At 59.9% G+C, this 23,328-nt stretch carries 22 protein-coding genes; 9 read left to right on the top strand and 13 right to left on the bottom strand.

The features are described 5' to 3' along the window. Window positions 1–71 precede the first annotated feature (71 nt). Window positions 72–731 (top strand): glutamine ABC transporter permease GlnP, encoded by a 660-nt coding sequence (glnP, locus tag IBT54_RS02950; RefSeq protein WP_013357248.1) that lies wholly within the window; start codon window positions 72–74, stop codon window positions 729–731. After that, window positions 728–1,450, top strand: a complete 723-nt coding sequence (gene glnQ / locus IBT54_RS02945) for a glutamine ABC transporter ATP-binding protein GlnQ (RefSeq protein ID WP_010254327.1) — start codon at window positions 728–730, stop codon at window positions 1,448–1,450. Before glnP ends, glnQ begins: the two co-directional genes overlap by 4 nt. A 307-nt stretch (window positions 1,451–1,757) precedes the next feature. Here glnQ and rlmF read toward each other — a convergent pair whose 3' ends face one another. Further along, entirely contained in the window at window positions 1,758–2,690 is a 933-nt protein-coding gene (gene rlmF / locus IBT54_RS02940; protein WP_195857188.1) for a 23S rRNA (adenine(1618)-N(6))-methyltransferase RlmF, read from the bottom strand. 141 nt (window positions 2,691–2,831) lie between these two features. Between rlmF and IBT54_RS02935 the strand changes: the two genes are divergently transcribed. Continuing rightward, window positions 2,832–3,464, top strand: a complete 633-nt coding sequence (locus IBT54_RS02935) for a flavin reductase family protein (RefSeq protein WP_013357246.1) — start codon at window positions 2,832–2,834, stop codon at window positions 3,462–3,464. A 3-nt stretch (window positions 3,465–3,467) separates the two neighbouring features. On the opposite strand, the gene hutH (IBT54_RS02930) is transcribed toward IBT54_RS02935, so the two are convergent. The 7 genes from hutH (IBT54_RS02930) to hutI form a co-directional block, all read right to left on the bottom strand. Next, window positions 3,468–4,985 carry a histidine ammonia-lyase gene (hutH, locus tag IBT54_RS02930; RefSeq protein WP_201251548.1) on the bottom strand — a complete coding sequence of 506 codons (1,518 nt, stop codon included), beginning with the start codon at window positions 4,983–4,985 and terminating at the stop codon, window positions 3,468–3,470. Next, entirely contained in the window at window positions 4,982–5,776 is a 795-nt protein-coding gene (locus IBT54_RS02925) for an ABC transporter ATP-binding protein (protein WP_013357244.1), read from the bottom strand. The genes hutH (IBT54_RS02930) and IBT54_RS02925 overlap by 4 nt, the downstream gene beginning before the upstream one ends. Further along, complete coding sequence (locus tag IBT54_RS02920; RefSeq protein ID WP_107319453.1) at window positions 5,769–6,509, bottom strand: ABC transporter permease; 741 nt, start codon at window positions 6,507–6,509, stop codon at window positions 5,769–5,771. The genes IBT54_RS02925 and IBT54_RS02920 overlap by 8 nt, the downstream gene beginning before the upstream one ends. A gap of 8 nt (window positions 6,510–6,517) precedes the next feature. Continuing rightward, window positions 6,518–7,237, bottom strand: a complete 720-nt coding sequence (locus IBT54_RS02915; RefSeq protein WP_013357242.1) for an ABC transporter permease — start codon at window positions 7,235–7,237, stop codon at window positions 6,518–6,520. A 12-nt stretch (window positions 7,238–7,249) separates the two neighbouring features. Continuing rightward, window positions 7,250–8,098: a transporter substrate-binding domain-containing protein gene (locus tag IBT54_RS02910; protein WP_201251547.1), complete on the bottom strand. Its 849-nt coding sequence runs from the start codon at window positions 8,096–8,098 to the stop codon at window positions 7,250–7,252. A gap of 307 nt (window positions 8,099–8,405) precedes the next feature. Next, window positions 8,406–9,197, bottom strand: coding sequence for an N-formylglutamate deformylase (hutG, locus tag IBT54_RS02905; RefSeq protein WP_201251546.1), 792 nt, complete (start codon window positions 9,195–9,197; stop codon window positions 8,406–8,408). Continuing rightward, on the bottom strand, window positions 9,194–10,411 hold the full coding sequence (gene hutI, locus IBT54_RS02900; RefSeq protein ID WP_110331588.1) for an imidazolonepropionase: 1,218 nt from the start codon (window positions 10,409–10,411) through the stop codon (window positions 9,194–9,196). The genes hutG and hutI overlap by 4 nt, the downstream gene beginning before the upstream one ends. 81 nt (window positions 10,412–10,492) lie before the next feature. On the opposite strand from hutI, the gene IBT54_RS02895 reads away from it, so the two are divergent. Beyond that, window positions 10,493–11,848 (top strand): formimidoylglutamate deiminase, encoded by a 1,356-nt coding sequence (locus IBT54_RS02895; RefSeq protein WP_201251545.1) that lies wholly within the window; start codon window positions 10,493–10,495, stop codon window positions 11,846–11,848. Beyond that, the gene (locus IBT54_RS02890) at window positions 11,845–12,387 is read left to right on the top strand and encodes a HutD family protein (RefSeq protein WP_201251721.1); all 543 of its coding nucleotides are present in this window, start codon (window positions 11,845–11,847) and stop codon (window positions 12,385–12,387) included. The genes IBT54_RS02895 and IBT54_RS02890 overlap by 4 nt, the downstream gene beginning before the upstream one ends. On the opposite strand, the gene hutC is transcribed toward IBT54_RS02890, so the two are convergent. Beyond that, window positions 12,371–13,126, bottom strand: a complete 756-nt coding sequence (gene hutC, locus IBT54_RS02885) for a histidine utilization repressor (RefSeq protein WP_013357236.1) — start codon at window positions 13,124–13,126, stop codon at window positions 12,371–12,373. The genes IBT54_RS02890 and hutC overlap by 17 nt on opposite strands. Window positions 13,127–13,452: 326 nt before the next feature. On the opposite strand from hutC, the gene hutH (IBT54_RS02880) reads away from it, so the two are divergent. The 3 genes from hutH (IBT54_RS02880) to IBT54_RS02870 all read left to right on the top strand — a co-directional run bounded on the left by hutH (IBT54_RS02880) (window position 13,453) and on the right by IBT54_RS02870 (window position 18,062). After that, on the top strand, window positions 13,453–15,003 hold the full coding sequence (hutH, locus tag IBT54_RS02880; RefSeq protein ID WP_201251544.1) for a histidine ammonia-lyase: 1,551 nt from the start codon (window positions 13,453–13,455) through the stop codon (window positions 15,001–15,003). 15 nt (window positions 15,004–15,018) lie between these two features. Beyond that, entirely contained in the window at window positions 15,019–16,704 is a 1,686-nt protein-coding gene (gene hutU, locus IBT54_RS02875) for a urocanate hydratase (RefSeq protein ID WP_013357234.1), read from the top strand. A 200-nt stretch (window positions 16,705–16,904) separates the two neighbouring features. Next, on the top strand, window positions 16,905–18,062 hold the full coding sequence (locus IBT54_RS02870; protein ID WP_201251543.1) for a M20 aminoacylase family protein: 1,158 nt from the start codon (window positions 16,905–16,907) through the stop codon (window positions 18,060–18,062). Window position 18,063: 1 nt separating this feature from the next. Here the strand turns inward: IBT54_RS02870 and ybiB are convergent, their stop codons facing one another. The 4 genes from ybiB to IBT54_RS02850 all read right to left on the bottom strand — a co-directional run bounded on the left by ybiB (window position 18,064) and on the right by IBT54_RS02850 (window position 22,426). Next, window positions 18,064–19,029 (bottom strand): DNA-binding protein YbiB, encoded by a 966-nt coding sequence (ybiB, locus tag IBT54_RS02865; protein WP_095707486.1) that lies wholly within the window; start codon window positions 19,027–19,029, stop codon window positions 18,064–18,066. A 26-nt stretch (window positions 19,030–19,055) separates the two neighbouring features. Then, window positions 19,056–21,224: an ATP-dependent DNA helicase DinG gene (gene dinG / locus IBT54_RS02860; RefSeq protein WP_201251542.1), complete on the bottom strand. Its 2,169-nt coding sequence runs from the start codon at window positions 21,222–21,224 to the stop codon at window positions 19,056–19,058. Window positions 21,225–21,347: 123 nt separating this feature from the next. Next, window positions 21,348–21,866, bottom strand: coding sequence for a GNAT family N-acetyltransferase (locus IBT54_RS02855; RefSeq protein ID WP_201251541.1), 519 nt, complete (start codon window positions 21,864–21,866; stop codon window positions 21,348–21,350). Further along, window positions 21,863–22,426 carry an XRE family transcriptional regulator gene (locus IBT54_RS02850; protein ID WP_013357229.1) on the bottom strand — a complete coding sequence of 188 codons (564 nt, stop codon included), beginning with the start codon at window positions 22,424–22,426 and terminating at the stop codon, window positions 21,863–21,865. The genes IBT54_RS02855 and IBT54_RS02850 overlap by 4 nt, the downstream gene beginning before the upstream one ends. Window positions 22,427–22,575: 149 nt before the next feature. On the opposite strand from IBT54_RS02850, the gene IBT54_RS02845 reads away from it, so the two are divergent. Further along, window positions 22,576–23,310, top strand: a complete 735-nt coding sequence (locus tag IBT54_RS02845; RefSeq protein WP_013357228.1) for a MerR family transcriptional regulator — start codon at window positions 22,576–22,578, stop codon at window positions 23,308–23,310. The last annotated feature ends 18 nt before the right edge of the window (window positions 23,311–23,328 follow it).

Here is a 23,328-nt window from a genome sequence, read left to right as displayed (position 1 = left end):
CCCGTTATCTGATTTCAGCAGGGAAACTTTTTCCCTGCTTTTTTCCATCGCAACATATCTGGAGTGACACCATGGAGTTTGACTGGAGCGTCATCTGGCCCGCCATGCCAGCGCTGCTCGAAGGCGCCAAACTGACCTTAATTATCTCAATCATTGGCCTGGTTGGCGGCCTGTTTATCGGGCTGGTGGCCGGTTTTGCCCGCGCTTACGGTGGCTGGATCACCAATAACATCGCCCTGGTGTTTATCGAAATCATCCGTGGCACCCCTATCGTGGTGCAGGTGATGTTTATTTACTTTGCGCTGCCGATGGCATTCCCTGACCTGCGTATTGATCCTTTCACCGCCGCCGTGGTGACCATCATGATTAACTCCGGCGCGTATATTGCCGAGATCACCCGTGGTGCCGTGCTGTCGATCAACAAGGGATTCCGTGAAGCCGGACTGGCGCTTGGCCTGTCGAGCCGCGAGACACTGCGCTACGTGATTATGCCGCTGGCACTGCGTCGTATGCTGCCGCCGCTGGGCAACCAGTGGATTGTCAGCATCAAAGATACCTCACTGTTTATCGTTATCGGTGTTGCTGAACTGACGCGTCAGGGTCAGGAGATTATTGCCGGTAACTTCCGCGCTCTGGAAATCTGGAGCGCCGTCGCGATCATCTATCTGGTGATTACGCTGGTGTTGAGCTTTGTGCTGCGCCGCATTGAGAAAAGGGTGAAAATCCTGTGATTGAATTTAAAGATGTCTCCAAGCATTTTGGCCAGACCCAGGTGCTGCACAATATCGATCTGAAGATTAACCAGGGTGAAGTGGTGGTGATTATCGGCCCATCCGGTTCCGGTAAATCGACGCTGCTGCGCTGCATTAATAAGCTGGAAGAGATCACCAGCGGCGAACTGATTGTTGATGGCCTGCGCGTTAACGACCCGAAAGTCGATGACCGCCTGATCCGTCAGGAAGCCGGGATGGTGTTTCAGCAGTTTCATCTGTTCCCACAGATGAGTGCGCTGGACAACGTCGCCTTTGGTCCCATCCGGGTGCGCGGTGCCAGTAAAGAGGCAGCACGCCAGCTGGCGCGAGAGCTGCTGGGCAAAGTAGGTCTGGCAGAGCGTGCGCATCACTTCCCGTCCGAGCTGTCCGGCGGCCAGCAGCAGCGTGTGGCGATTGCCCGTGCGCTGGCGGTCAAGCCGAAGATGATGCTGTTTGATGAGCCAACCTCTGCGCTGGACCCGGAGTTACGTCACGAAGTACTGAAAGTGATGCAGGATCTGGCGGAAGAAGGCATGACGATGGTGATTGTGACGCACGAAGTGGGCTTTGCGCAGAAGGTCGCCTCGCGTCTGATCTTTATCGACAAAGGCCGGATTGCGGAAGATGGGGATCCCGACAGTCTGATCAGCAATCCCCCCAGCGAACGTCTGCGCGAATTCCTGCAGCACGTCTCCTGATCAAAACGGGCCGCTAAGCGGCCCGTTTTGATTGTTGGCAAAGTCTGCCCTGCCCAGCTGTGAGACCGACCCTGCGAAGGGAACACGGGCAGATCGGAAAGTCGCTTAAACCATCCCTGGTCGCTCGTCCCGCGCCGTCCATGGCGCGGGACGCTTTCCTCCTCTGTCCGTGTTCCCTGCGCTATTAGCTAATGTGTTGCTGCCAGAGCAACCCTGATTGGGTTTGTCAGTAGTCTGAAACGGCCGCATCGCAGCCCGTCCTTTTTTCTCAGCAGAGAGATTCCTGTTACCTGCGTAATGAGATGCCTCAGTTCCCCAGGCGACTCAGCAGCTTGCTGCGCTGTGCGGCAGGCATAAAACTCCACGCCAGGAAGCGGCTCTGCTTCTGACCCTGCGCCATATTCACCACCCGCACCTCTTCGACGTCGAGCGCCTGCAGCTGTTTTTCCAGCGCCGGTAAATTCTCTTTGCGCGAAACTAATGAAGTAAACCAGCCAATCTGGCGACCAAACGCCACGCTCTCGGCGATCATCTTGCCGATAAACGCCTTTTCGCCACCGGGATACCACAGCTCATTGTGCTGCCCACCAAAGTTAAGTGGCGCACTCTTATCCAGCCCGAGATTGCGCACTTTACGCTGCGATCCCGAGGACGCCTCTTCAGCCGACGCGTGGAACGGCGGATTACACATCACCGCGCTGAAAAATTCATTTTTGCTGACCACGCCCGCCAGCACCGCATCGCTGTTTTTCTGACGACGCAGACGGATCTGGCGCGTCAGGCGTGGGTTAGCCGCGACGATGCGGTTAGCGGCTTTGATGGCGGCTTCATCAATTTCGGTGCCGGTAAAGCGCCAGCCATATTCCGCCGCACCAATCAGTGGATAGATGCAGTTTGCGCCGCAGCCGATATCCAGCACGTCCGCCGCCGGGATCGCGCCGTTGTTGTCCAGCGCCATCAGATCGGCCAGGTAGTGCAGATAATCAGCGCGTCCTGGCACAGGCGGGCAGAGTGAGCCGGGGGCCAGTTGCCAGTCGATGTCATAAAACAGTTTGATGAGCGCCTGGTTCAGCAGCATTACCGCCTCCGGGTCCGCGAAATCCACGGACTGCACGCCATAACCGTTAGGCCGGACTTTCGCCACCAGCGGCGGATGGGCAGCGGTTAGCGCGGCAAAATCGTATTCGCCCTGATGGCGATTGCGGGCGTGGAAGGGCGACGTGCTGGCTGACTTTTTCATACGTTCTCTCAATTATTCAGGCGCGCGTACAATACGCTGTAGGCGGCGGAAAATAAACCCGCACCATCCGCTTACCTCTTTCCGATTCCGTCGGGTGATGCTGTCGGGCTAAGATAAATAAAATCATCTGCTGGAGACGTTATGACCCGGAAACGCTATTCCTATCAACCCCGTGCTGGTCACGGACTGCCGCACGATCCGCTGAACGCCATCATCGGGCCGCGCCCGATTGGCTGGATTAGCTCTGTCAGCGCCAGCGGTCAGCACAATCTGGCCCCTTACAGCTTCTTTAACTGCTTCAACTATCATCCGCCGATTATCGGTTTCGCCAGCAGCGGCTGGAAAGACAGCGTGCGGAATATTGCAGAGACCAAAGAGTTTGTCTGGAACCTGGCGACCCGTCCGCTGGCCGAAGCGATGAATGAAAGTTCTGCCTCACTGCCTGCCGATCAGGATGAGTTCGCCTTTGCCGGGCTAACGCCGCTGGCCGCGTCACAGGTCAGTGCCAGCCTGGTGGCGGAAAGCCCGGTCAACTTCGAGTGCCGCCTGACGCAACTGATTCAGCTGCAGGATGCCAGCGGTAACCTGCTCGACAGCTGGCTGGTGATGGGCGAAGCGGTGGCGATTCACATCGATGAATCGCTGCTTGAAGAGGGCATCTATCAGACCGCCAAAGCCGAGCCGATTCTGCGCGCGGGCGGACCCAGTGCCTATTACGGGATCAGTGAAGCGCAGCGCTTTGATTTAGTCCGCCCGGACGCACGCCGCAAATAATCCTCACTCCATAAGCGCATCGGCCCGGTGCGCTTTTATCTGCGCCACCGCGCGGGCGATATCGGGGGCCAGCCAGCGATCCTGCTGCCAGCTATCAACCACCTGCCGCAACAGCTGCCAGGCGCGCCGCGTGCCCGCTGCCAGCTCTAATTCACCATGAAACTCCAGCGCCTGCGCCGCCAGCAGATACTCAATCGCGATAATGTGATCGACATTGCTGACCAGCTTCAGCAGTTTCAGCGCCGACCCGGTGCCGAGACTCAGATGATCCTCCTGTAATCCCGACGTCACATAGTTGTCGAGCACCGCAGGCTGCGCCAGCTGACGGTTTTCCGCGCAGAGTGATGCCGCCACATATTGCGCAATCATCATGCCGGAATTGACGCCAGGCTCCGCAACCAGAAACGGCGGCAGGCCGCTGACAAGCGGATTGACCAGCCGATCCAGCCGTCGCTCAGCAATACTGCCCAGCTCCGCCAGCGCAATCGCCAGCAGGTCGCAGGCCATCGCCACCGACTCACCGTGCGGATGTGACTGCGACACCACGCGCCAGGCCTGTGGCGTGCCCAGAATCAGCGGATTGTCGGTACAGGCGTTGAGTTCGGTCTCCACCTGACGGGCGGCATGGTCGAACTGATCGCGGCAGGCACCGTGCACCTGCGGCATCGACCGCAGGCTCAGCGCATCCTGAGTCCGGATGCCGACGCTCGCGTTCAGCAGCGGGCTGTCACGTAACAACTGGCGCAGACGTTCGCCGCTGCGCTGAATCCCCGGACTGGCCTTGAGCGCCAGCACCTCAGGGTCAAAGGCCACCAGCTGTCCGCGCAGCGCCTCAAAGCTCATTGCGCCGGTAACATCCGCCCAGTCCAGCAGACGTTCAGCATCGTCCAGAGCCAGACAGGCTAAGCCGGTCATGCAGGGCGTGCCGTTAACCAGGCTCAGCCCCTCTTTTGCGCCAGGCCGGTAAGGGGCTAACCTCGCCTGTTCCAGCGCCTGCTGCGCCGGGATGATTTCGCCACGCCACTCCACCTCGCCAATACCAATCAGCGCCAGGCCGATATGCGCCATGTGGGTCAGATACCCCACCGATCCCTGTGACGGCACCTGTGGCGTAATCTGCAGATTCAGCAGCGCCAGCAGCTGCTGCACCAGCGCCACTGAGACACCCGATTTGCCGTGGCTGTAGTTAGCAATCGCGGCGCACAGAATGGCGCGCACCTCCGCTTTTTTCAGCACCGGTCCGACGCCGCAGGCATGGCTCATCAGCGTATTGCGCGACAGCTGGCCCAGCTCATCTTCAGACAGCGTGATGTTACAGAGCGCCCCCAGCCCGGTATTGATACCGTACGCCACCTGCCCCGCCGCCACGATGTTGCCGACGATTTCACGGCTCTGGGCGATGCGCTGCCAGGCGCTGTCGCTCAGCGTCAGGGTGGCACCGTGCCGGGCAACCTGCACCAGTTCCTGCCACCTGAGCGGACCATCGCCCCAGACCCGCGTCTGCTTCGTCACGTCACTCATACCACCGGCTCCACCTGATGATGACTGGAGATAAACTGCTTAAAGCGCGTCGATCCCGCCTCGCCGAACATCGCTTCTGGCGTGCCCTGACAGTCAATCGTGCCCTGATGCATAAACACCACCCGGTTAGAGACGTTGCGGGCAAAGCCCATCTCGTGAGTGACCACCAGCATGGTGCGCCCCTCTTCCGCCAGGCTGCGCATGACCTTCAGCACCTCGCCCACCAGTTCCGGGTCCAGGGCTGACGTCGGCTCATCAAACAGCATCACCTCCGGGTCCATTGCCAGCGCACGGGCGATTGCCACCCGCTGCTGCTGCCCCCCCGAAAGCTGGGCGGGATAGAAGTCTTTGCGGTTCAGCAGACCAACCCGATCCAGCAGCTGTTCCGCCTGGGCGATGCAGGCTTTTTTATCGCGCTTCAGCACGTAGTGCGGCCCTTCAATGACATTCTGCAGCACGGTGAGATGCGACCAGAGGTTAAAGCTCTGAAACACCATCCCCAGTCGGGAACGCAGCCGTTCAATCTGACGCGGATTGGCCGCCAGCTGATGCCCGCGTGCATGGCGCTTCATTTCAATAGTTTCACCGCCGACGCTGACCACGCCGGAATCGGGCGTCTCCAGCAGGTTAATGCAGCGCAGCAGCGTACTTTTGCCCGATCCGCTGGCACCAAGAATAGAGATGACATCGCCCTTGTGCGCCTGCAGCGAGATGCCTTTCAGCACCTCCATGGCACCAAAAGATTTATGGATATCGCTGGCCGACAGCGTGACGGGTTGCAGTTCAGACATTTTTCTCTCCTCCGGTAATCGGCTTAGCGGTCAGTAACGGCTTTTTTTCCGGTTTATGTACCGGCGTCAGACGCCGCTCCAGCAGGGCATAGAGTTGAACAATAATGAAGTTGAGGATCAGGTAGATCGCCGCCGCACAGAGAAACACCTCCATGGTGCGGTAGGTGCGCTGAATGATCTGCTGCGCTACCCCGGTGACATCCCACACCGTCACCAGACTGGCCAGCGCGGTCGATTTCACCAGCAGGATCGCTTCGGTAGAGTACGCGGGCAGCGCGTAACGCAGCATCACCGGCGCGATAATCCGTCGCAGCAGCAGCCCGCGCGACATACCGCAGGCCATTCCCGCTTCCACCTGACCGGGCGGCACCGCCAGCAGCGCACCACGCAGAATCTCCGCGGTGTAGGCAGCGGTACAGAGCGACAGTGCCAGCACTGCGCAGGTAAAAGGCTCTCGCAGGAACGGCCAGAAGACGCTGTGACGGATCACTCCAAACTGCCCCAGACCGTAGTAGATCAGGAACAGCTGAATCATCAGCGGCGAGCCGCGAAATACCAGAATGTAACCACGGGCAAACGCGCTCAGCACCCGCCAGCGGCTCATGCGCAGTGCCAGAATACCTACTGCCAGCACGCCTCCGCAGAGAAACGCACTGATAAACAGGCCCAGCGTGACCGGCAGTGCAGCGCTGAGTTTAAGGAAGGTGTCAGTGAGGAACGCAAAATCGATCATAAGTCTCCTTAATGCTGCGCAGCGGTGCGGCTTTGCCAGGCGCGGCCAAGACGGGATTCGGCGCGCAGAAAGGCGCGGTTCGACAGCAGCGTCAGCAGCAGGTAACAGGCTCCGCCCACCAGGTAAAAGGAAAAGTAGTCACGGGTCGAACCGGCCGCAATCTGGCTGGCCCGCATCAGCTCGACAATGCCGGTCACCGACACCAGCGCCGAATCTTTCAGGCTCATCTGCCAGACGTTTGACAGGCCGGGCAGCGCATAGCGCGCCACCTGCGGCAGCAGAATGCGTTGCCGGATGCGCCAGCGCGGCATGCCAATCGCGACAGCGGCTTCAATCTCCCCTTTCGCCAGTGCCAGCCGTGCGGCGCGGTAGACTTCCGCCTGGTAAGAGCCGGAGATAAGCCCGATAGCCAGCGCCCCGATCAGAAATGGCGGCGCTTCGATAAAGCCGTCCGCGCCAAACAGCTGTCCGATCTGCGTGATCAACCCCGATCCGCCGAAGTAGAACAGGTAGATCACCAGCAGCTCAGGAATGCCACGGAAGATCACCGAGTAACCTTCCCCCAGCCAGCGCACCGCCCGGTGCGGCGATAACTTCGCGGCGGCAACGCCCGACCCCACCACCGCGCCAACCAGCAGCGCGGCAAACGACAGCAGCAGCGTGGTCAGCGTGGCACTCAGAATTAACCGTCCCCAGCCGTCCGGGCCAAAACTCAGCAGGCTTATCATCCGTTACCTCTCTCAGGGTGTGACGTCAGTTTTGAACCACTTCTCGCTCAGCTTTTTCACTGTGCCGTCGGCCAGCGCGGCTTTGATCGCCTGATCCAGCCGGCCTTTCAGATCGTTGTCTGCCATGCGCACGCCCAACGCCTCGCCCTCACCCCAGATCGGACCGCCCAGCTGCGGACCGCTGAAGCTGAGGTTACGGTTATCCGGTCGCGCCAGCATCGACTGTGCAAAGGTCACATCATCAAACACCGCATCAATGCGTCCGGCCTGCAAATCGAGGATCGCATCGGCTGAGCTGGTGTATTCACGCACATCCGCCACATCTTTGAAGTATTTGTCGATAAACGGCGTGTAGACCGTGCCGGAGGCGATACCGATCGTTTTGCCCTTCAGCGCGGCTTTCAGGGGTGCAATGGCAGGCGCTATGGTTTTTTCATCGTCGGTAAGTTTGATGATCTTACTGTCGGCGGGCAGCAGTGACCCTTTTACCGTGATAAAGGTGGCGGGCGTGGAGGCGTAAGGGACGGTGAAATTCACCACTTTTTTGCGGTCGGGCGTAATCACAATCGCATCCATGATCACGTCATATTTTCCGGCATTCAGTCCGGCGATCATGCCATCCCAGTTCTGTACCACCAGCTTGCACTGAATCGCCATGCGCTGGCAGAGATCCGCCATCAGCTCTGGTTCGAAACCGCCCAGCTTGCCGCCCGGCAGGGTGAGGTTCCAGGGTTCATAACTGCCTTCAGTGGCAATGGTGATGGACTTCCACTCTTTAGCCTGGGCGCTGACGCCACAGAGCAGCAGACTGGAAACCAGCGTAGTGAGACATAAACGACGAAGGATCAGAGGGTGCATCATACGGTTCTCCTGAAAGTAGCGGCCTGGTGATCGCCCTGCGAGATTTAACATAAATTTCACAGGATGATATGTCATGTATATACAAGTTAACGCAGTGCAGTTCATTGCCGGCTTTATCATTTTGTGAGCCAGACGGGATTTATTCAGATTGAGCACGCGCTGCAGCACTTGTACATACAACCAAGCAAAGGTTATGCCAGCTCTGCAAAAGCGACGAATGGAGGCGGAAGCAAGGGAGCAGCCAGACAGGCTGCTCTCACCTGCACCCGATTAGCGCAGCGCTGCACCAGGGCGGCGCATCGCAGATTTATTGCGGTCTGGCCTGCGCCAGCATGGCGTGGATCATCGCCTTTAACACTTTTTGTAACCCCGCGGCACGCGCCTGCTGCCAGGCATAAGGCGGGGTTTCATCCATGTAGTTCAGCTGCGCCAGCTCCAGCTGAACTGCCTCAATCTGCTGCTGTGGCTGGCCATAGGCGCGGGTGATGTAACCGCCTTTAAAGCGGCCGTTGAGCACCCAGCTGTAGTCGGTCTGGGCCGCACACACCGCCTCAATCGCCACGCTCATTTCAGGCGTGCAGCTCGCGCCATCGTTGGTGCCAATGTTGATATCGGGCAGCTGCCCCTCAAACAGGCGGGGGATTTCACTGGCGATGGAATGCGCGTCAAACAGCAGCGCATAGCCGTGCTGCGCTTTGAGCCGCGCCAGCTCCTGCTGAATCTGCTGATGGTAAGGTTGCCAGATCTGCTCGATGTAGCTCTGACGCGCTGTGGCATCGGGCGTTTTGCCTGGTGCAAAGGTTGGCGTGCCGTCGAACAGGGTTTCCGGGAACAGGCCGGTGGTGGCGGTGGTGTAGAGCGGCTGATTATCGGGCGGACGATTAAGATCGACTACAAAACGGGAATAGCGGCCGATTAACACACTGGCCCCGAGGTCACGCACAAAATCATACAGCAGCGGGATATGCCAGTCGGTGTCGGGCAGGCCGCGCGCGGCCTCGCTCAATCCGGCGTCTACCTCAGGCGTCAGTTCAGTACCGGCGTGGGGAATGCTGACCAGCAGCGGCAGGCTGCCCTGGGAAAAATAGAAAGGGTTCATTGCGGTTCTCCACGATAGATAACGGTACAGGGCAGTTCACCACCCAGCCAGTAAACCAGTTCTGCCGGACGGGCCAGCGGCCAGTGGACGAAGTTTGCCACTTTACCCGCCTCCAGCGAGCCGTGACTCTCCGCCAGCCCCAGCGCTTTTGCCCCCCACAGGGTGACGCCCGCCAGCGCCTCTTCCGGCGTCATGCCAAACAGCGTACAGCCCATATTGAGCATCAGTCGCAGCGACAGCGCGGGCGAGGTGCCGGGATTGGCATCGCTGGCCAGCGCCATCGGCACGCCGTGGCGGCGGAAGAGATCCACCGGCGGACGCTGGGTTTCGCGCAGCAGATAAAACGCACCGGGCAGCAGCACCGCCACGGTGCCATGCTGCGCCATCGCCCTGGCATCCTCTTCGGTGGCATATTCAAGATGATCAGCTGAAAGCGCACCATAGCGGGCCGCCAGTGCAGCACCGCCCAGCGCGGAAAGCTGTTCTGCATGCAGCTTCACCGGCATGCCCAGCGCCACCGCCCGGTCAAACACCCGCGCCACCTGCTCCGGGGAAAAGGCGAGATGCTCACAGAAGGCATCCACCGCATCCGCCAGCCCCAGCGCCTGAACCTGCGGCAGCAGACGGTCGCAGATGATGTCGACCCAGCCATCCGGATCGTGCTTAAACTCCGGCGGAAAGGCATGCGCTGCCAGGCAGGTGGCGTGGACATCGGCGGCTACGCTCTCGCCCAGCTGACGAATCGCCCGTAGCATTCGCAGTTCGCTCTCTTCATCCAGACCATAGCCGGACTTAATCTCCACGGTGGTCACACCCTCGGCCAGCAGGCGATTGAGTCGCCAGCGGGCCGAAGCCACCAGCTCCTCTTCCGTCGCCGCGCGGGTGGCGCGCACGGTGGAGAGAATGCCTCCGCCCTGCGCGGCAATCTCTGCGTAGCTGACGCCATTCAGACGCTGTTCAAACTCCTGGCTGCGGTCGCCGCCAAACACCAGGTGAGTATGACAATCCACCAGCCCCGGCGTCACGATACCGCCTGGCAGACGATGATGCCGATCGGCGACGAAGGCGGGCATCTCCGCTTCAGGCCCGACCCACACCAGCCTGCCCGCCCGCACCACCAGTGCGCCCTGTGGGATCAGATGGTACTTTCCGTCACGCATGGTGACCAGGTCGGCCCCCGTCCACACCGCCTCTACGCGCATCTCTTCTGTCATCGCTGCCTCATGCCTCCGCCGTTTACACTGTGCCTCAAAGTATGTATATGTATATACAACCACATCCGATGAGGATCAACCATGGCGACTTTTTTTGCCCCGCGCGCACTGCTGGCGGAGGGCTGGCAGCAGCAGGTACGTATTACGGTCAATCAGGCCGGTTTTATCGACTCTATTTCCCCGGACAGCCACGCCGATCAGGCCATCCGCCTCAACGGCGAGGTGATCCCGGCCATCGCCAACCTGCACTCGCACGCCTTCCAGCGGGCGATGGCGGGTCTGGCCGAAGTGGCGGGCGATCCACAGGACAGCTTCTGGACATGGCGGGACCTGATGTACCGCATGGTGCAGCGCCTGACGCCAGAGCAGGTGGGTGATATTGCCGCCCTGCTCTACATCGAGATGCTGAAAGGCGGCTACACCCAGGTAGCAGAGTTTCACTATCTCCATCACGATCCCAGCGGCGCGCCCTACAGCGATGACGCGATGCTGCAACAGCTGATTGAAGCGGCGGAGATTGCCGGTATCGGCCAGACAATGTTGCCTGTGCTCTACAGCTACAGCGGCTTTGGCAGCCAGCCTGCGGCGGCGGGTCAGAAGCGCTTTATCCAGCAGACTGACCATTACCTGCAACAGCAGGCGCGGCTGGATGCGTGGCAGCAGCAGCGGCCCCTGCTGAACCGTGGCCTCTGTTTCCATTCGCTGCGGGCAGTAAGCGAAAACCAGATGCACGAGGTGCTGGCGGCCAGCGATCCGGCGCTGCCGGTGCATATTCATGTGGCTGAACAGCAGAAAGAGGTCAATGACTCGCTGGCGTGGAGCGGCGAGCGTCCGGTAGCCTGGCTGCTGAACCGCTTTGCGGTGGATGCACGCTGGTGCCTGATCCACGCCACCCATCTGGATGAAGATGAACTGTCGCGTCTCGCGCGAAGTGGCGCGGTAGCGGGTCTCTGTCCGACCACCGAAGCCAACCTCGGTGACGGCATTTTTCCGGCAGTGGAGTATATTGCGCAGGGCGGACGCTGGGGCATCGGCTCCGACAGTCACGTCTCGCTGAGCGCCCAGGAGGAGCTGCGCTGGCTGGAGTATGCGCAGCGGCTGCGTGACCAGCGTCGCAACCGGATTACCCTGCCCGGCCAGCCCTCGGTAGGCGATTTGCTGTGGCAGCAGGCCGCGGCGGGTAGCGCCCAGGCGTGCGGCATTCAGCAAGGCGCGCTGGCGGTGGGACAACGTGCCGACTGGCTGGTGCTGCGCGATGATGCATGGCTCGGCAGCGTGGATTCACATGCGGTGCTGAACCGCTGGCTGTTTGCCGGACAGCGCGATCAGATGCGGGACGTTTATGTGGCGGGTAAGGCCGTGGTTGAAGATGGGGTGCATCCGCAGCAGGCGGCGTGTGCAGCACGCTTTGCTCAGGCGATGGCGGCACTGCGATGATCGCCCGGTTCAGGTACGACGATCTGGCGGTCAGCCGCTGGCGCAACGGCGGCGGCGAAACCCGCGAGATCATCAGCTTCCCGCCCGGCGCTGAGCATTTCGGCTGGCGCGCCAGCATTGCGACCCTGGCGCAGGATGGTCCCTTTTCCGCCTTTCCGGACATTGATCGGGTGATTACCCTGCTGCATGGCGATCCGGTGTTGTTAACCGCGCCCGGCGTGCAGCACCTTTTAACCCCGCAAAAGCCCTGGGCGTTTGCCGGAGAACTCGCCTTAACAGCGCAGCTGCAGGGTAGCGTCAGCGAAGATTTTAATATCATGACCCGACGCGGTGAATGGCAGGCTACGGTGGAGGTGGCTACCGCGCCGGTCAGTAGTCTGCACGGCGTCGCCTGGGTGCTGGCGGGGGCGTGGCAGACCGCTGACGGGGAAAGGCTGACCGCGCAACAGGGCGCGTGGTGGGTCGATGAGGAAACACAACTCAGCCCGTGCGGGTCGGATGCCCGGCTGCTGTTTACCCGGCTTAACCGTGTCCCCTGAAGCGGCCCAGCAGTTTGTAACGTGAGCCGGGATAGAGCAGTCGCGCATAGGTGACGATTTTTGTGTCGCTCCAGGTCTGACGGCGAATCAGCAGGCAGGGTTCGTGTTCATCCAGCGACAGATGTTTACGCTGACGCGCATCGGGCAGCACCGCTTCAACAATGTGCTCGCCTGCCGTCAGCGGCGCGACCCGCATCAGATAGGTATAGGGCGTCATCTGCTGATAATCCTGCGTCAGGTAGTCGGGCGCGACCAGCGGATTGACCAGACGATCCTCAAGCTGCACCGGCAGATCATTTTCGTAATGCACAATAAGCGAATGATAGAGCGTCTGTCCGGTGGTAAGCCCCAGCACGGCGGCCTGCTCAGGATCGGCTTTATCCTGACCGATGGCGAGAATTTTACAGCTGTGCTGATGACCGCGCTGAGCGATCTCATCGGCGATGTTATGCACCTCCAGCATAGCGGTATAGCCTTTCATCTCCGCCACAAAGGTGCCGACGCCCTGCATCCGCACCAGAAAACCTTCGCTGGTCAGTTCGCGCAGCGCCCGGTTAATGGTCATGCGGCTGACGCCCAGCTCATTCACCAGTTCACTTTCTGATGGCACACGCTGATTCGCTTTCCACAACCCTTCACGGATCTGGCTGACGATGGCCTGCTTCACCCGCTGATAAATCGGGGCCGGTTCATCGCTCATCGCCGCCGCCAGTTGTGCCAGTGCCGTATGCTCGACCATTTGCTGTTCCTTATGCTGAAAGTCCCTTAAGTTTACTGTCTCACTGCGTAAATGTATATACATCCAGTAGCGCACGCCGTGCCCCACTGGTGCAGTCTGCGCATCCTGATGGTGCACTCCCTCCGTCGCGTTTAACCCGCGACCCGCGCCAGGTGGACATTCGATTTTTGTGATCGGTCTGGCACGGCACTTGCTTAGTCTGTTTGATTGTATAGACAAGCATAGACAAGAATTAACGCTTATGTTTCACTCGCATTATTCCGCTGGTTCAGGGCATGGAAAGCAGCTTAGCCTTGCCAGCACACTTGTATAGACAGGAGTAGACTATGTCAGGTTCGTTTCAGGCATTGCGCCTGGTGCCCGGCGAGGTGGACCTCGCCACATTACGCGCTATCTATCAGGGTAACGTCACGCTGAGTCTTGACGACAGTGCGCGTCAGGCGATTGCGGCGGCGCAGCAGACCGTGGAGACGATTGTCGCCTCCGGCAACGTGGTGTATGGCATTAATACCGGCTTTGGCAAGCTGGCACAGACGCAAATCCCGGCCAGCCGGCTGGCGGATCTGCAGCGCAATCTGGTGCTGTCACACAGCGTGGGTCTGGGCGATCTGCTGCCTGACAATGTCACCCGCCTGGTGGTCGCCACCAAAATCATCAGCCTGGCGCGCGGTCACTCTGGCGTGCGTATCGAACTGGTTGAGGCGCTGCTGGCGCTGTTCAACGCGGGCGTGATGCCCTGCATTCCGGAAAAAGGTTCAGTCGGTGCCTCCGGCGATCTGGCACCGCTGGCGCACATGTCGCTGATGCTGCTGGGCGAAGGTCAGGTGCGGGTCAATGGCACGCTAATCCCGGCAACCGAGGGACTGGCAGGCGTGGGCCTGTCGCCGTTTGTGCTCGGTCCGAAAGAGGGCCTGGCGCTGCTCAACGGCACCCAGGTTTCGACTGCGCTGGCGCTGCGCGGCCTGTTTAAAGGTGAGAACCTGTTTGCCGCCGGTCTGATGGCCGGTGCGCTGTCGCTGGAAGCGATCAAAGGCTCGCTGAAACCGTTCGATGCCCGCATCCACAAGGCGCGCGGCCAGCAGGGCCAGATTGCCGTCGCGGCCGCTGTCAGCACCCTGATTGAGGGCAGTGAAATTCTGCAGTCGCATACCCATTGTGGCCGCGTTCAGGACCCTTACTCCATCCGCTGCGTGCCCCAGGTAATGGGCGCCTGCCTGGACAACGTCAGCCACGCGGCGCGAATTCTGGAAATCGAAGCGAACGCCGCCTCGGACAACCCGCTGGTATTCAGCGACAGCGGCGATGTGATCTCCGGCGGCAACTTCCACGCTGAGCCGGTGGCTTTTGCCGCTGACATCCTGGCGCTGGCAATTGCCGAAGTGGGTGCCATTTCGGAACGGCGACTGGCGCTGCTGCTGGACAGCGGCTTATCCGGCCTGCCGCCCTTCCTGGTGCGTGACGGCGGCGTGAACTCCGGCTTTATGATCGCCCAGGTCACCGCCGCCGCGCTGGCTTCTGAGAACAAATCGCTGGCCCATCCGGGCAGCGTCGACAGTCTGCCGACCTCAGCGAATCAGGAAGATCACGTCTCCATGGCGACTTACGCCGCCCGCCGTCTCGGCAGCATGTGCTTTAACAGCGCCGCCGTAGTGGGCATCGAGGCGATGGCCGCGGCGCAGGGCATTGAATTTAACCGACCACTCAAAAGCTCCACGCTGATTGAGCAGGCCATTGACACCATTCGCGAGCAGGTTGCCTTCCTTGAGGAAGATCGTCTGCTGGCACCCGATATCGAGGCAATGCGTCAGTGGGCAAGTCGCGCTGACTGGCCTCAGGCATTGACCGCGCTGCTGCCGAGCATGCGCCCAACTTTTTGAATTAAGGAATCCTTCATGAGCGAAACTCTTTCTCAGGCTGTGGCACGTGAGATTCGTGCACCACACGGTACTACGCTGCACTGCGCCAACTGGCTGATTGAAGCGGCTTACCGCATGATTCAGAACAACCTCGATCCCGATGTCGCCGAACGTCCGGAAGATCTGGTGGTGTACGGCGGCATCGGTAAGGCAGCACGCAACTGGGAATGCTTCGAGCAGATCCTGCGTTCGCTGCGGGCGCTGCAGCCGGATGAGACGCTGCTGATTCAGAGCGGCAAGCCGGTCGGCATCTTCCGCACGCACGCGGATGCGCCGCGCGTGCTGCTGGCAAACTCCAACCTGGTGCCGCACTGGGCGACCTGGGATCACTTCCATGAGCTGGATAAAGCGGGCCTGATGATGTACGGCCAGATGACCGCCGGTTCCTGGATCTACATTGGCGCGCAGGGCATCGTGCAGGGCACCTATGAAACTTTCGTGGAAGCGGGCCGTCAGCATTATAACAATGATCTGAGTGGCCGCTGGATCCTCACCGCCGGGCTGGGCGGCATGGGCGGCGCACAACCATTAGCAGGTGTACTGGCCGGGGCCTGTGTGCTGGCGATTGAGTGCCAGGAGTCGCGCATCGATTTCCGTCTGCGTACCCGTTACGTGGACTACAAAGCCACCACGCTGGATGAAGCGCTGGCGTTAATCAGCGAAGCCACCGCCGCCAAAAAAGCGATTTCGGTCGGCCTGCTGGGCAATGCCGCTGAGATCCTGCCGGAGCTGGTGAAACGCGCCCAGGCGGGCGGGCCGAAGCCGGACATCGTGACCGACCAGACATCGGCGCACGACCCGATTAATGGCTATCTGCCGATTGGCTGGGATCTGGCGCGCTGGCAGCAGGAGCGCGTCTCACAGCCGAAAGCCGTTGAGAAAGCAGCCCGTGCTTCTATGGCGGTTCATGTCCAGGCGATGCTCGACTTCTGCCATATGGGCATCCCGACCGTAGATTACGGCAACAACATTCGTCAGGTCGCGCTGGACGAGGGTGTCAGCAACGCGTTCGATTTCCCTGGCTTTGTGCCAGCCTATATCCGTCCGCTGTTCTGCGAAGGCAAAGGCCCGTTCCGCTGGGTCGCGCTTTCCGGCGATCCGGAAGATATCTACAAGACCGACGCCAAACTCAAAGAGCTGTTCCCGCACCACAAAACGCTGCACCGCTGGCTGGATATGGCGCAGGAGCGCATCGCCTTCCAGGGCCTGCCTGCCCGTATCTGCTGGCTGGGACTGGGTGAACGGCATCTTGCCGGTCTGGCGTTCAACGAAATGGTCCGCAACGGCGAGCTGAAAGCGCCGGTCGTGATTGGCCGCGACCATCTCGACTGCGGCTCGGTCGCCTCTCCTAACCGTGAGACCGAAGCGATGAAAGACGGCTCCGATGCGGTCTCTGACTGGCCGCTGCTCAACGCCCTGCTGAATACCGCAGGCGGCGCAACCTGGGTCAGCCTGCATCATGGCGGCGGTGTCGGCATGGGCTTCTCACAGCACTCCGGTGTGGTGATTGTCTGTGACGGCAGCAAAGAAGCTGATGCGCGTCTGGGTCGCGTATTGTGGAACGACCCGGCCACCGGTGTGATGCGTCATGCCGACGCAGGCTATGAGCTGGCGCAGCAGTGCGCGGCTGAACATGGCCTGAACCTGCCGATGCAGAAGTAATCCTTTGACCGGGGCGAGCAGCAGCTTGCCCCGTTTTCCCCCGCTATTCCATTCTTACCCTCTGGCATAAACATCACTTCCTTATTACTTATTCCATTTTGATTTAGCCTATAGCCAGATTTAGTCCTGACGGCGATAGACGCCGCATCACCCGACCACTAAAGTGAAATCTTCTCATTCTGTATGGAGCGCGACTCTGCATGACCCTTTCCCCTGCCCTGCTTGAAGATGCCCTGCGCTGGCGTCGTGAGTTTCATCGCCATCCCGAATTAGGTTACCAGGAACAGCAAACCAGCCAGTTTATTGCGGAAGAGTTAGCGCAGGCGGGATTGCAGGTGTTCCGTGGCCTGGCGGGCACCGGCGTCATCGGCACACTGGAAAATGGTCCCGGCCCGGTTATCGGGCTGCGTGCAGATATGGATGCGCTGCCGATTACGGAAAAAGGTGATGCCGAGTGGCGTTCTGCGACGCCAGGCGTGATGCATGCCTGTGGACACGACGGCCACAGCGCTATTCTGCTGGCTGCCGCCCGCCAGCTGGCCGCCACACGTCAGTTCAGCGGCACGGTGCATTTCATCTTTCAGCCTGCCGAAGAGAATCTGGGCGGGGCACGTAAAATGGTGGAAGAGGGGCTGTTCCAGCGTTTTCCGATGGATGCGATCTACGCCATGCACAACTGGCCGGGACTGCCGCTTGGCTCACTGGCGGTCAACCCTGGCGCGATGATGGCGTCGCTGGATTCGTTTGAAATTACGCTGCACGGCAAAAGCTGCCACGCGGCGATGCCGGAAAGCGGTGCCGACCCGATGGTGGTGGCGGCCGAGCTGATTCTGGCGCTGCAGACCATTCCGTCCCGCCGGCTCTCGCCGCTGGCGTCAGCCGTGGTCAGCGTGACGCAGATTCACGGTGGTGAAGCGATTAACGTCATCCCGGAGCAGATTGTCTTACGCGGCACGGTGCGCTGCCTGCAGACCAGCGTGCGCGAAAAAGTGCGCGGGCTGATTGATGAGTTTGTCGGAACCCTGCCGCGTCCGTTTGGCGTGAGCGGTGAGATTGAGTGGCTGCCGGGCTATCCGGTCACCGCCAACCATGTGACACCGGCTGAGCAGGTGCGCGAGGTGGCGCTCTCAACACTGGGTGCTGAACAGGTTCACTGGCAGGTTAATCCGTCAATGGCGTCAGAAGATTTTGCCTGCATGATGGAAGCCTGTCCCGGCGCTTACTTCTGGCTGGGCGCAGACGGCGAAGCGCCCTCTGCGCCGCTGCACAACGCCCGCTATGACTTCAACGACGCGCTGCTGCCGATTGGCATCCGTTTCTGGCAGAAGCTGGTTGAAAAGGCGCTGCCGGTAGCCTGAGTCAGTACCCGGCGGCGAAGATCTGCTGCTCTGCCGCTGCCAGCGAGTCGCACTGGCCGCTGGCGCGCAGGCAGCAGGCGAGCTGCAGTCGCAGTGACGCAGGCACCGGGCGCTGCTGATTCAGTACCTCTTCAATCCAGCGCGCAGTCACTTCTGCCGTCTTGTCTGCCGGCAGTTCTACCGCCACTTCCGGCTGACGCTCAACCCACACTTCCGCTTCCGCGCCTGCGCCCTGAATCATACTGATCGCCGGGCAGCGCTGGGGATTCGCATAGACTTCCCCTTCGGTGCCATTGAGCAGTATCGCAGGCGCATCGATGTCGCTGAAGAATTTCGCCACACGCGGTATATATTCAGGATGCGAGACGCTCGACAGCCGCAGCGCGGCCCGCTCCGCAAACGGCGTAGCCAGTTTTGCCAGCGTGTGCGCGCTGTTACGCACCCCCATCCGCCAGCGCAGCGATAGCTGTTTCGCCATTGGCGGGCAGAGATGATCGATGGTGATAAATGCCAGGCCCTGATTGAGTTTTGCCTGCGCCGCCTCTGCGGTGGTGACGGGGGCGATACCCAGCGCGGCAAACACCGCTTCGCTGGTGATGCGTGTCGCGTCGTCGCTGACGCCGTGTACCAGCACCGGGAAGCCAAGTTTCACCAGCAGCAACGCCAGCAACGGCGTCAGATTGCCCTGCCGACGCGCACCGTTGTAGCTGGGGATCACCACCGGCATCGGGCGGTTTTCCGGCGCACGCAGCTGCATCATCTGCGCCTGCATCGCCTGATAAAAGCCGCGCATTTCGGCTTCACCTTCGCCTTTAATACGCAGCGCAATCAGAATAGCGCCCAGCTCCAGATCCGGCACTTCGCCCGCCAGCATCGCGCCATAGAGCGCCACGGCAGTATCAAAGTCGATATCGCGGGCATGATTTTTACCGCGACCCACCTCTTTAATGATTTTATTCAGTTCCATCACTCGCTTCCGGTTAAGTGCGCGGCTCAGCGCCGCGTGGGACGGCGTTTACGCACGGTGTGCTTTGGCACCACGGTGGCCGGTATCGCTGCCGGCTCTGGCGTTTCCGGCTGCTCAATCGGGAAAATCGGCAGTGCGGCTAACAACCGGCTGCCGTAGGATTTGCTCAGCAGACGGCGGTCGTAAATCACAATTTCGCCATAACACTGATGGCTGCGAATCAGGCGTCCGACCTGTTGAATCAGGGTAAATGAGGCGCTGGGTAAACTCTGCACCTCAAACGGATAGCGCTTCAGGCTTTTCAGCCATTCGCCTTCGGTCAAAATTACCGGACTGTCCACCGGGGGAAAAGCGATTTTGTGGATATGCACCTGACTCAGCAAATCGCCTTTGAGATCCAGCCCCTCAGCAAAGGACTGCAGGCCAATCAGAATGCTGGTGTCACCTTGGGTAACGCGCTGACGGTGCAGATCCACCAGGCGGCTGCGCGGCTGATCGCCCTGCACCAGCATTGAGAGCCGCAGATCGGGCAGACAGGCCACAAACTGCTGCATCGCCCGGTTGCTGGCAAACAGCACCAGTACACCCTTATGCTTCTTCTCCGTCATCTGCTGACGGAAGAACCCGGCCATCTCGGCAATGTGCTCCGCTTCGTGCGTCATCAGCGGCTCCAGGCGCATCTGCGGGATCACCAGCTTGCCCTGCTCCACATGGTTAAACGGTGAGTCGAGCGCCACAAAGCGGTCGCCCGCTTTTTCGCTAAGCCCCGACATCTCCTGCAGGCGATTGAAGCTGTTGAGCGATCGCAGCGTGGCGGAGGTGACTACGACATGCGGAATTTTGCGCCACAGCATCTTCTCCAGCTGGTCGCTGACGCGGATGCCGGCGCAGTGAAACAGCAGATGCGCCTGGCCTTCGCGCAGCTCGCGGGTAATCCACTTCGATACCGGCGCGCCAGAGGCTTTTTCCATCGCCGCCAGCCGCCAGAGCTTGCTTACCGATTCGAACCAGCCAAACTGCCGGTTGAGCTGCAGCAGGTTGCGATGCAGCCGCACCATATCGACCTTGCCGGTCTGCTCGCTGAGCGCATTAATCAGGCCTTCGCTCAGTCCCCGCAGGGCATCGCTGAGTTTAAACAGCCGGGCGCAGAGATCCAGCAGCTCCTGCGGCAGCGCGCCCAGCACAAAGCGAAATTCGCCCGGCTGGTTATTGGGCGGCAGCAACGGATTCAGCGCCTGCGCGGTAATAGTCAGCAGTTCGCGCAGCTCATCGCAGTGCGCCTTCAGCCGTTCCGGATTCGCCAGCGGCGGCGGCGATTTTGGCCGCGTCTGGGTCATAATGCTCTCGACCAGCTTGATAAACAGGTCGAGCTGCAGGCTGCTCCAGCCCGGCGTGATGTCGGCGCTCATCTCCAGCGCATCGCGGGCCACTTCCGGCAGATGATGTCCTTCATCCAGTACCAGCATCAGGTTTTTAGCGGGTGGCAGCACCGACTCATTCTCCATCGCCGCCATCACCAGCGCATGGTTCGCCACCACCACATCCACCTGCTCGATTTCGCGCCGCGCCACAAAGAACGGACATTCACGATACCAGTGGCAGTGCGAACCCAGACAACTCGCTTTATCAGTAGAGAGTCGCTGCCACAGGCTGTCGCTGACGTTCTCCTCGCTGTGATCGCGCAGACCATCCCACTGGTAGCGATCCAGCGATTTCTGTAAGCGGCCACACTGCGTCTGTTCTTCTTTGGTGCTGCTGACGGCGTCATCGTCCAGATAAAGCAGCAGATCGCCCTGCTGATCGTCATCGGCCGCCATCGCCGCCAGATTGCGCGGACAGACATAGCGCCCGCGACCAAAGGCGGCGGTAAAAGTGAGATCGGGGATGATTTTCTTCAGCAGCGGCAGATCTTTGGTGAAGATTTGATCCTGCAGCGCCACGTTGGCGGTGCTGATCACCAGCTGCTTTTCCTGAGCGCGGCTGGCTGCGATGCCCGGAATCAGATAAGAGAGGGTTTTTCCCACGCCGGTCGGCGCTTCGACCGCCAGATGACGCGCGTCGTCACCCGCCAGGCATTTCGCTACTTCGGCGATCATCTGGCGCTGCGGCGCACGCGGAATAAAATCAGGCACCTGCTGCTGAAGCGCTTTATACCACTGCGCTATCTGGCTTTTTACTGCGGCTGTCAGGGCCATGATTTGCGTTACCACACCGAAAAAATGGCCTGTATTTTTACACAGTATCCTGGCGACGTCAGCTTTCGCGCCGAATTTTTCGTGCCGTGTCGTAAATTTCAGCGATTGTCCGACGGCGGTGTTTTACGCCAGAACTTTGTACATATAGGTGGTGGCATCCAGCACGCCTGCGATGGATTCGGCATAACAGGGAATCGACCCCGCTACCTGCCAGCCCAGCGAGCGATAGAGGTCGCTCGCGACATCGCCGCTGCGTGTATCCAGCACCAGCAGGGTTTTGCCCTGCGCGCGTGCTCGCCGCTCCGCACGCTGCATCAGTTCACGGGCGATACCCTGACGGCGCGCCTGCGGATGCACCAGCAGTTTACTGATCTCTGCGCGGTGGCGGCCATTAGGCATGCCGCTACGGCTGAGGATGACCGTGGCCACGATGCGACCGTGCTTACGCGCGACGATAAGTTCGCTGTCGCCACTGGTGATGCTGGCGATCCGCTGCTGCCAGAATCGCACCATCACCTCACTATCTTCGGGATCAATAAAGCCGACGCTGGCACCGTCTGCCACGCAGCCCTGCAAAACGTCGGTCAGTTCGCCCAGCAGCTGTTGTGCCTGGGTCGCGCTGAGCGTTGCGTAATCCGTCATGGTTTCGCCACCACCAGTAAGTAACGCGCGCCGTCAGTCAGGTGCGCCTCAAAAGCCGATTTTCCGATCAGATGAAACCGCAGGCAGTCGCCGGGCTGTAGCGTCCACGCCTGAGACCCCATCGTGACGGTGAGACCACCCTCGCGCAGCCAGATATGCTGCTCCAGCCCCTGAATGGGTGGCGCATCATAATCGATACGCGCACCAGGCCGTAACTTGCCCTCTACGAGTTCGCATCTAAAATGAACGGCAGGTGGTGAAATATTCCGGCGGACAAAGCCGCTGGCGTCATCCTGCCACACCGGCTGTTGCTCATTTCTGACCAGCAGCCTGGACTCTTCTTCCACTTCACTGAGCAGGCGCGACATCGTTAAGCCGTAGGCGACACACAGACGATTAAGCAATGCAGCCGTGGGACTGGTCTCGCTTCGCTCAATGCGCGATAATGTCGCGCGGCTGATGCCGGTAGCGACAGACAATTCATCAAGAGACCAGCCGCGTTGCAGGCGTAATTCCGCCAGCCGCACCGCCAGTCGTTGCTCCGTATTCAGCTCCGTCATGGTTTTTTCTCATTTTTGGGAATAATTCTCTTTATTGAGATATAGCCTGGAAAAGCCGTATCAGTCAAGTTGTACATTGAGAAATGTATTGTACAACTTAGTTTGCTTCGTTATGGTAATCGCACTCAGACCAATCGAAAGAGGAATTTATGACCTTATACAGTATCGGTGACGTCGCCGAGCGCTGTGGCATAAACCCAGTCACCCTGCGCGCCTGGCAGCGTCGTTATGGCTTACTGAAGCCGCAACGTACCGAAGGCGGACATCGTCAGTTTGACGAAGAGGATGTGCAGCGCATCGAAGAGATTATGCGCTGGATTGAAAGTGGCGTGCCGGTCGGTAAAGTGAAGGCACTGCTGGAAGGTGGCGATGTTGATGCACACGATGGCTGGACTACCCTACAGGATGAGCTGATTAGCGTACTGCGCCACGTCAGACCTGCTAAACTTCGTAATAAAATTGCCGCGATTGGTCGCGAACATCCTATTGATGCGCTGATTGATCACGTTTTCATGCCGGTGCGCCAGAAGCTGAGTCTGGATCAGAACACGGCCCGCACCATGTGCAGTCTGCTTGATGGTCTGCTGATCGACTATGTTGCATTCTGTCTGACCGCCAGTCGCAAAAAATCGGGTAAAGATGCGCTGATTATTGGCTGGGGCATCGACGATCGCACCCGTATCTGGCTGGAAGGCTGGCGTCTGTCTCAGCATGGCTGGCGGATTGATGTACTGGCAGAACCGCTGGATGTTCCCCGTCCTGAACTCTTTCCCGGCATGAATATGTTTGTCTTTACCGGTAAAAAACTGACCCGTCGTCAGCAGGAGCAACTGTCACACTGGCAGGAACAGGGCTATGGCGTGCGGTTACACGAACCGGCCTGATAACAAAAACGCACGCCG

It is taken from the genome of Pantoea sp. S62, from assembly GCF_016658625.1.
Classification (GTDB): Bacteria; Pseudomonadota; Gammaproteobacteria; order Enterobacterales; family Enterobacteriaceae; genus Pantoea; species Pantoea vagans.
This window is presented reverse-complemented; position numbering and strand designations above follow the sequence as displayed.

Excerpts from the sequence above, each read along its gene's own strand:
- hutC (WP_013357236.1), bottom strand. The coding sequence starts at position 13,126 with ATGGTCGAGCATACGGCACTGGCACAACTGGCGGCGGCGATGAGCGAT.
- glnP (WP_013357248.1), top strand. The coding sequence starts at position 72 with ATGGAGTTTGACTGGAGCGTCATCTGGCCCGCCATGCCAGCGCTGCTC.
- rlmF (WP_195857188.1), bottom strand. The coding sequence starts at position 2,690 with ATGAAAAAGTCAGCCAGCACGTCGCCCTTCCACGCCCGCAATCGCCAT.
- hutG (WP_201251546.1), bottom strand. The coding sequence starts at position 9,197 with ATGAACCCTTTCTATTTTTCCCAGGGCAGCCTGCCGCTGCTGGTCAGC.
- IBT54_RS02915 (WP_013357242.1), bottom strand. The coding sequence starts at position 7,237 with ATGATAAGCCTGCTGAGTTTTGGCCCGGACGGCTGGGGACGGTTAATT.
- IBT54_RS02890 (WP_201251721.1), top strand. The coding sequence starts at position 11,845 with ATGATCGCCCGGTTCAGGTACGACGATCTGGCGGTCAGCCGCTGGCGC.
- IBT54_RS02870 (WP_201251543.1), top strand. The coding sequence starts at position 16,905 with ATGACCCTTTCCCCTGCCCTGCTTGAAGATGCCCTGCGCTGGCGTCGT.
- IBT54_RS02935 (WP_013357246.1), top strand. The coding sequence starts at position 2,832 with ATGACCCGGAAACGCTATTCCTATCAACCCCGTGCTGGTCACGGACTG.
- hutI (WP_110331588.1), bottom strand. The coding sequence starts at position 10,411 with ATGACAGAAGAGATGCGCGTAGAGGCGGTGTGGACGGGGGCCGACCTG.
- IBT54_RS02895 (WP_201251545.1), top strand. The coding sequence starts at position 10,493 with ATGGCGACTTTTTTTGCCCCGCGCGCACTGCTGGCGGAGGGCTGGCAG.
- hutH (WP_201251548.1), bottom strand. The coding sequence starts at position 4,985 with ATGAGTGACGTGACGAAGCAGACGCGGGTCTGGGGCGATGGTCCGCTC.
- ybiB (WP_095707486.1), bottom strand. The coding sequence starts at position 19,029 with ATGGAACTGAATAAAATCATTAAAGAGGTGGGTCGCGGTAAAAATCAT.
- IBT54_RS02855 (WP_201251541.1), bottom strand. The coding sequence starts at position 21,866 with ATGACGGATTACGCAACGCTCAGCGCGACCCAGGCACAACAGCTGCTG.
- hutH (WP_201251544.1), top strand. The coding sequence starts at position 13,453 with ATGTCAGGTTCGTTTCAGGCATTGCGCCTGGTGCCCGGCGAGGTGGAC.
- IBT54_RS02925 (WP_013357244.1), bottom strand. The coding sequence starts at position 5,776 with ATGTCTGAACTGCAACCCGTCACGCTGTCGGCCAGCGATATCCATAAA.
- IBT54_RS02910 (WP_201251547.1), bottom strand. The coding sequence starts at position 8,098 with ATGATGCACCCTCTGATCCTTCGTCGTTTATGTCTCACTACGCTGGTT.
- IBT54_RS02845 (WP_013357228.1), top strand. The coding sequence starts at position 22,576 with ATGACCTTATACAGTATCGGTGACGTCGCCGAGCGCTGTGGCATAAAC.
- hutU (WP_013357234.1), top strand. The coding sequence starts at position 15,019 with ATGAGCGAAACTCTTTCTCAGGCTGTGGCACGTGAGATTCGTGCACCA.
- IBT54_RS02920 (WP_107319453.1), bottom strand. The coding sequence starts at position 6,509 with ATGATCGATTTTGCGTTCCTCACTGACACCTTCCTTAAACTCAGCGCT.
- dinG (WP_201251542.1), bottom strand. The coding sequence starts at position 21,224 with ATGGCCCTGACAGCCGCAGTAAAAAGCCAGATAGCGCAGTGGTATAAA.
- IBT54_RS02850 (WP_013357229.1), bottom strand. The coding sequence starts at position 22,426 with ATGACGGAGCTGAATACGGAGCAACGACTGGCGGTGCGGCTGGCGGAA.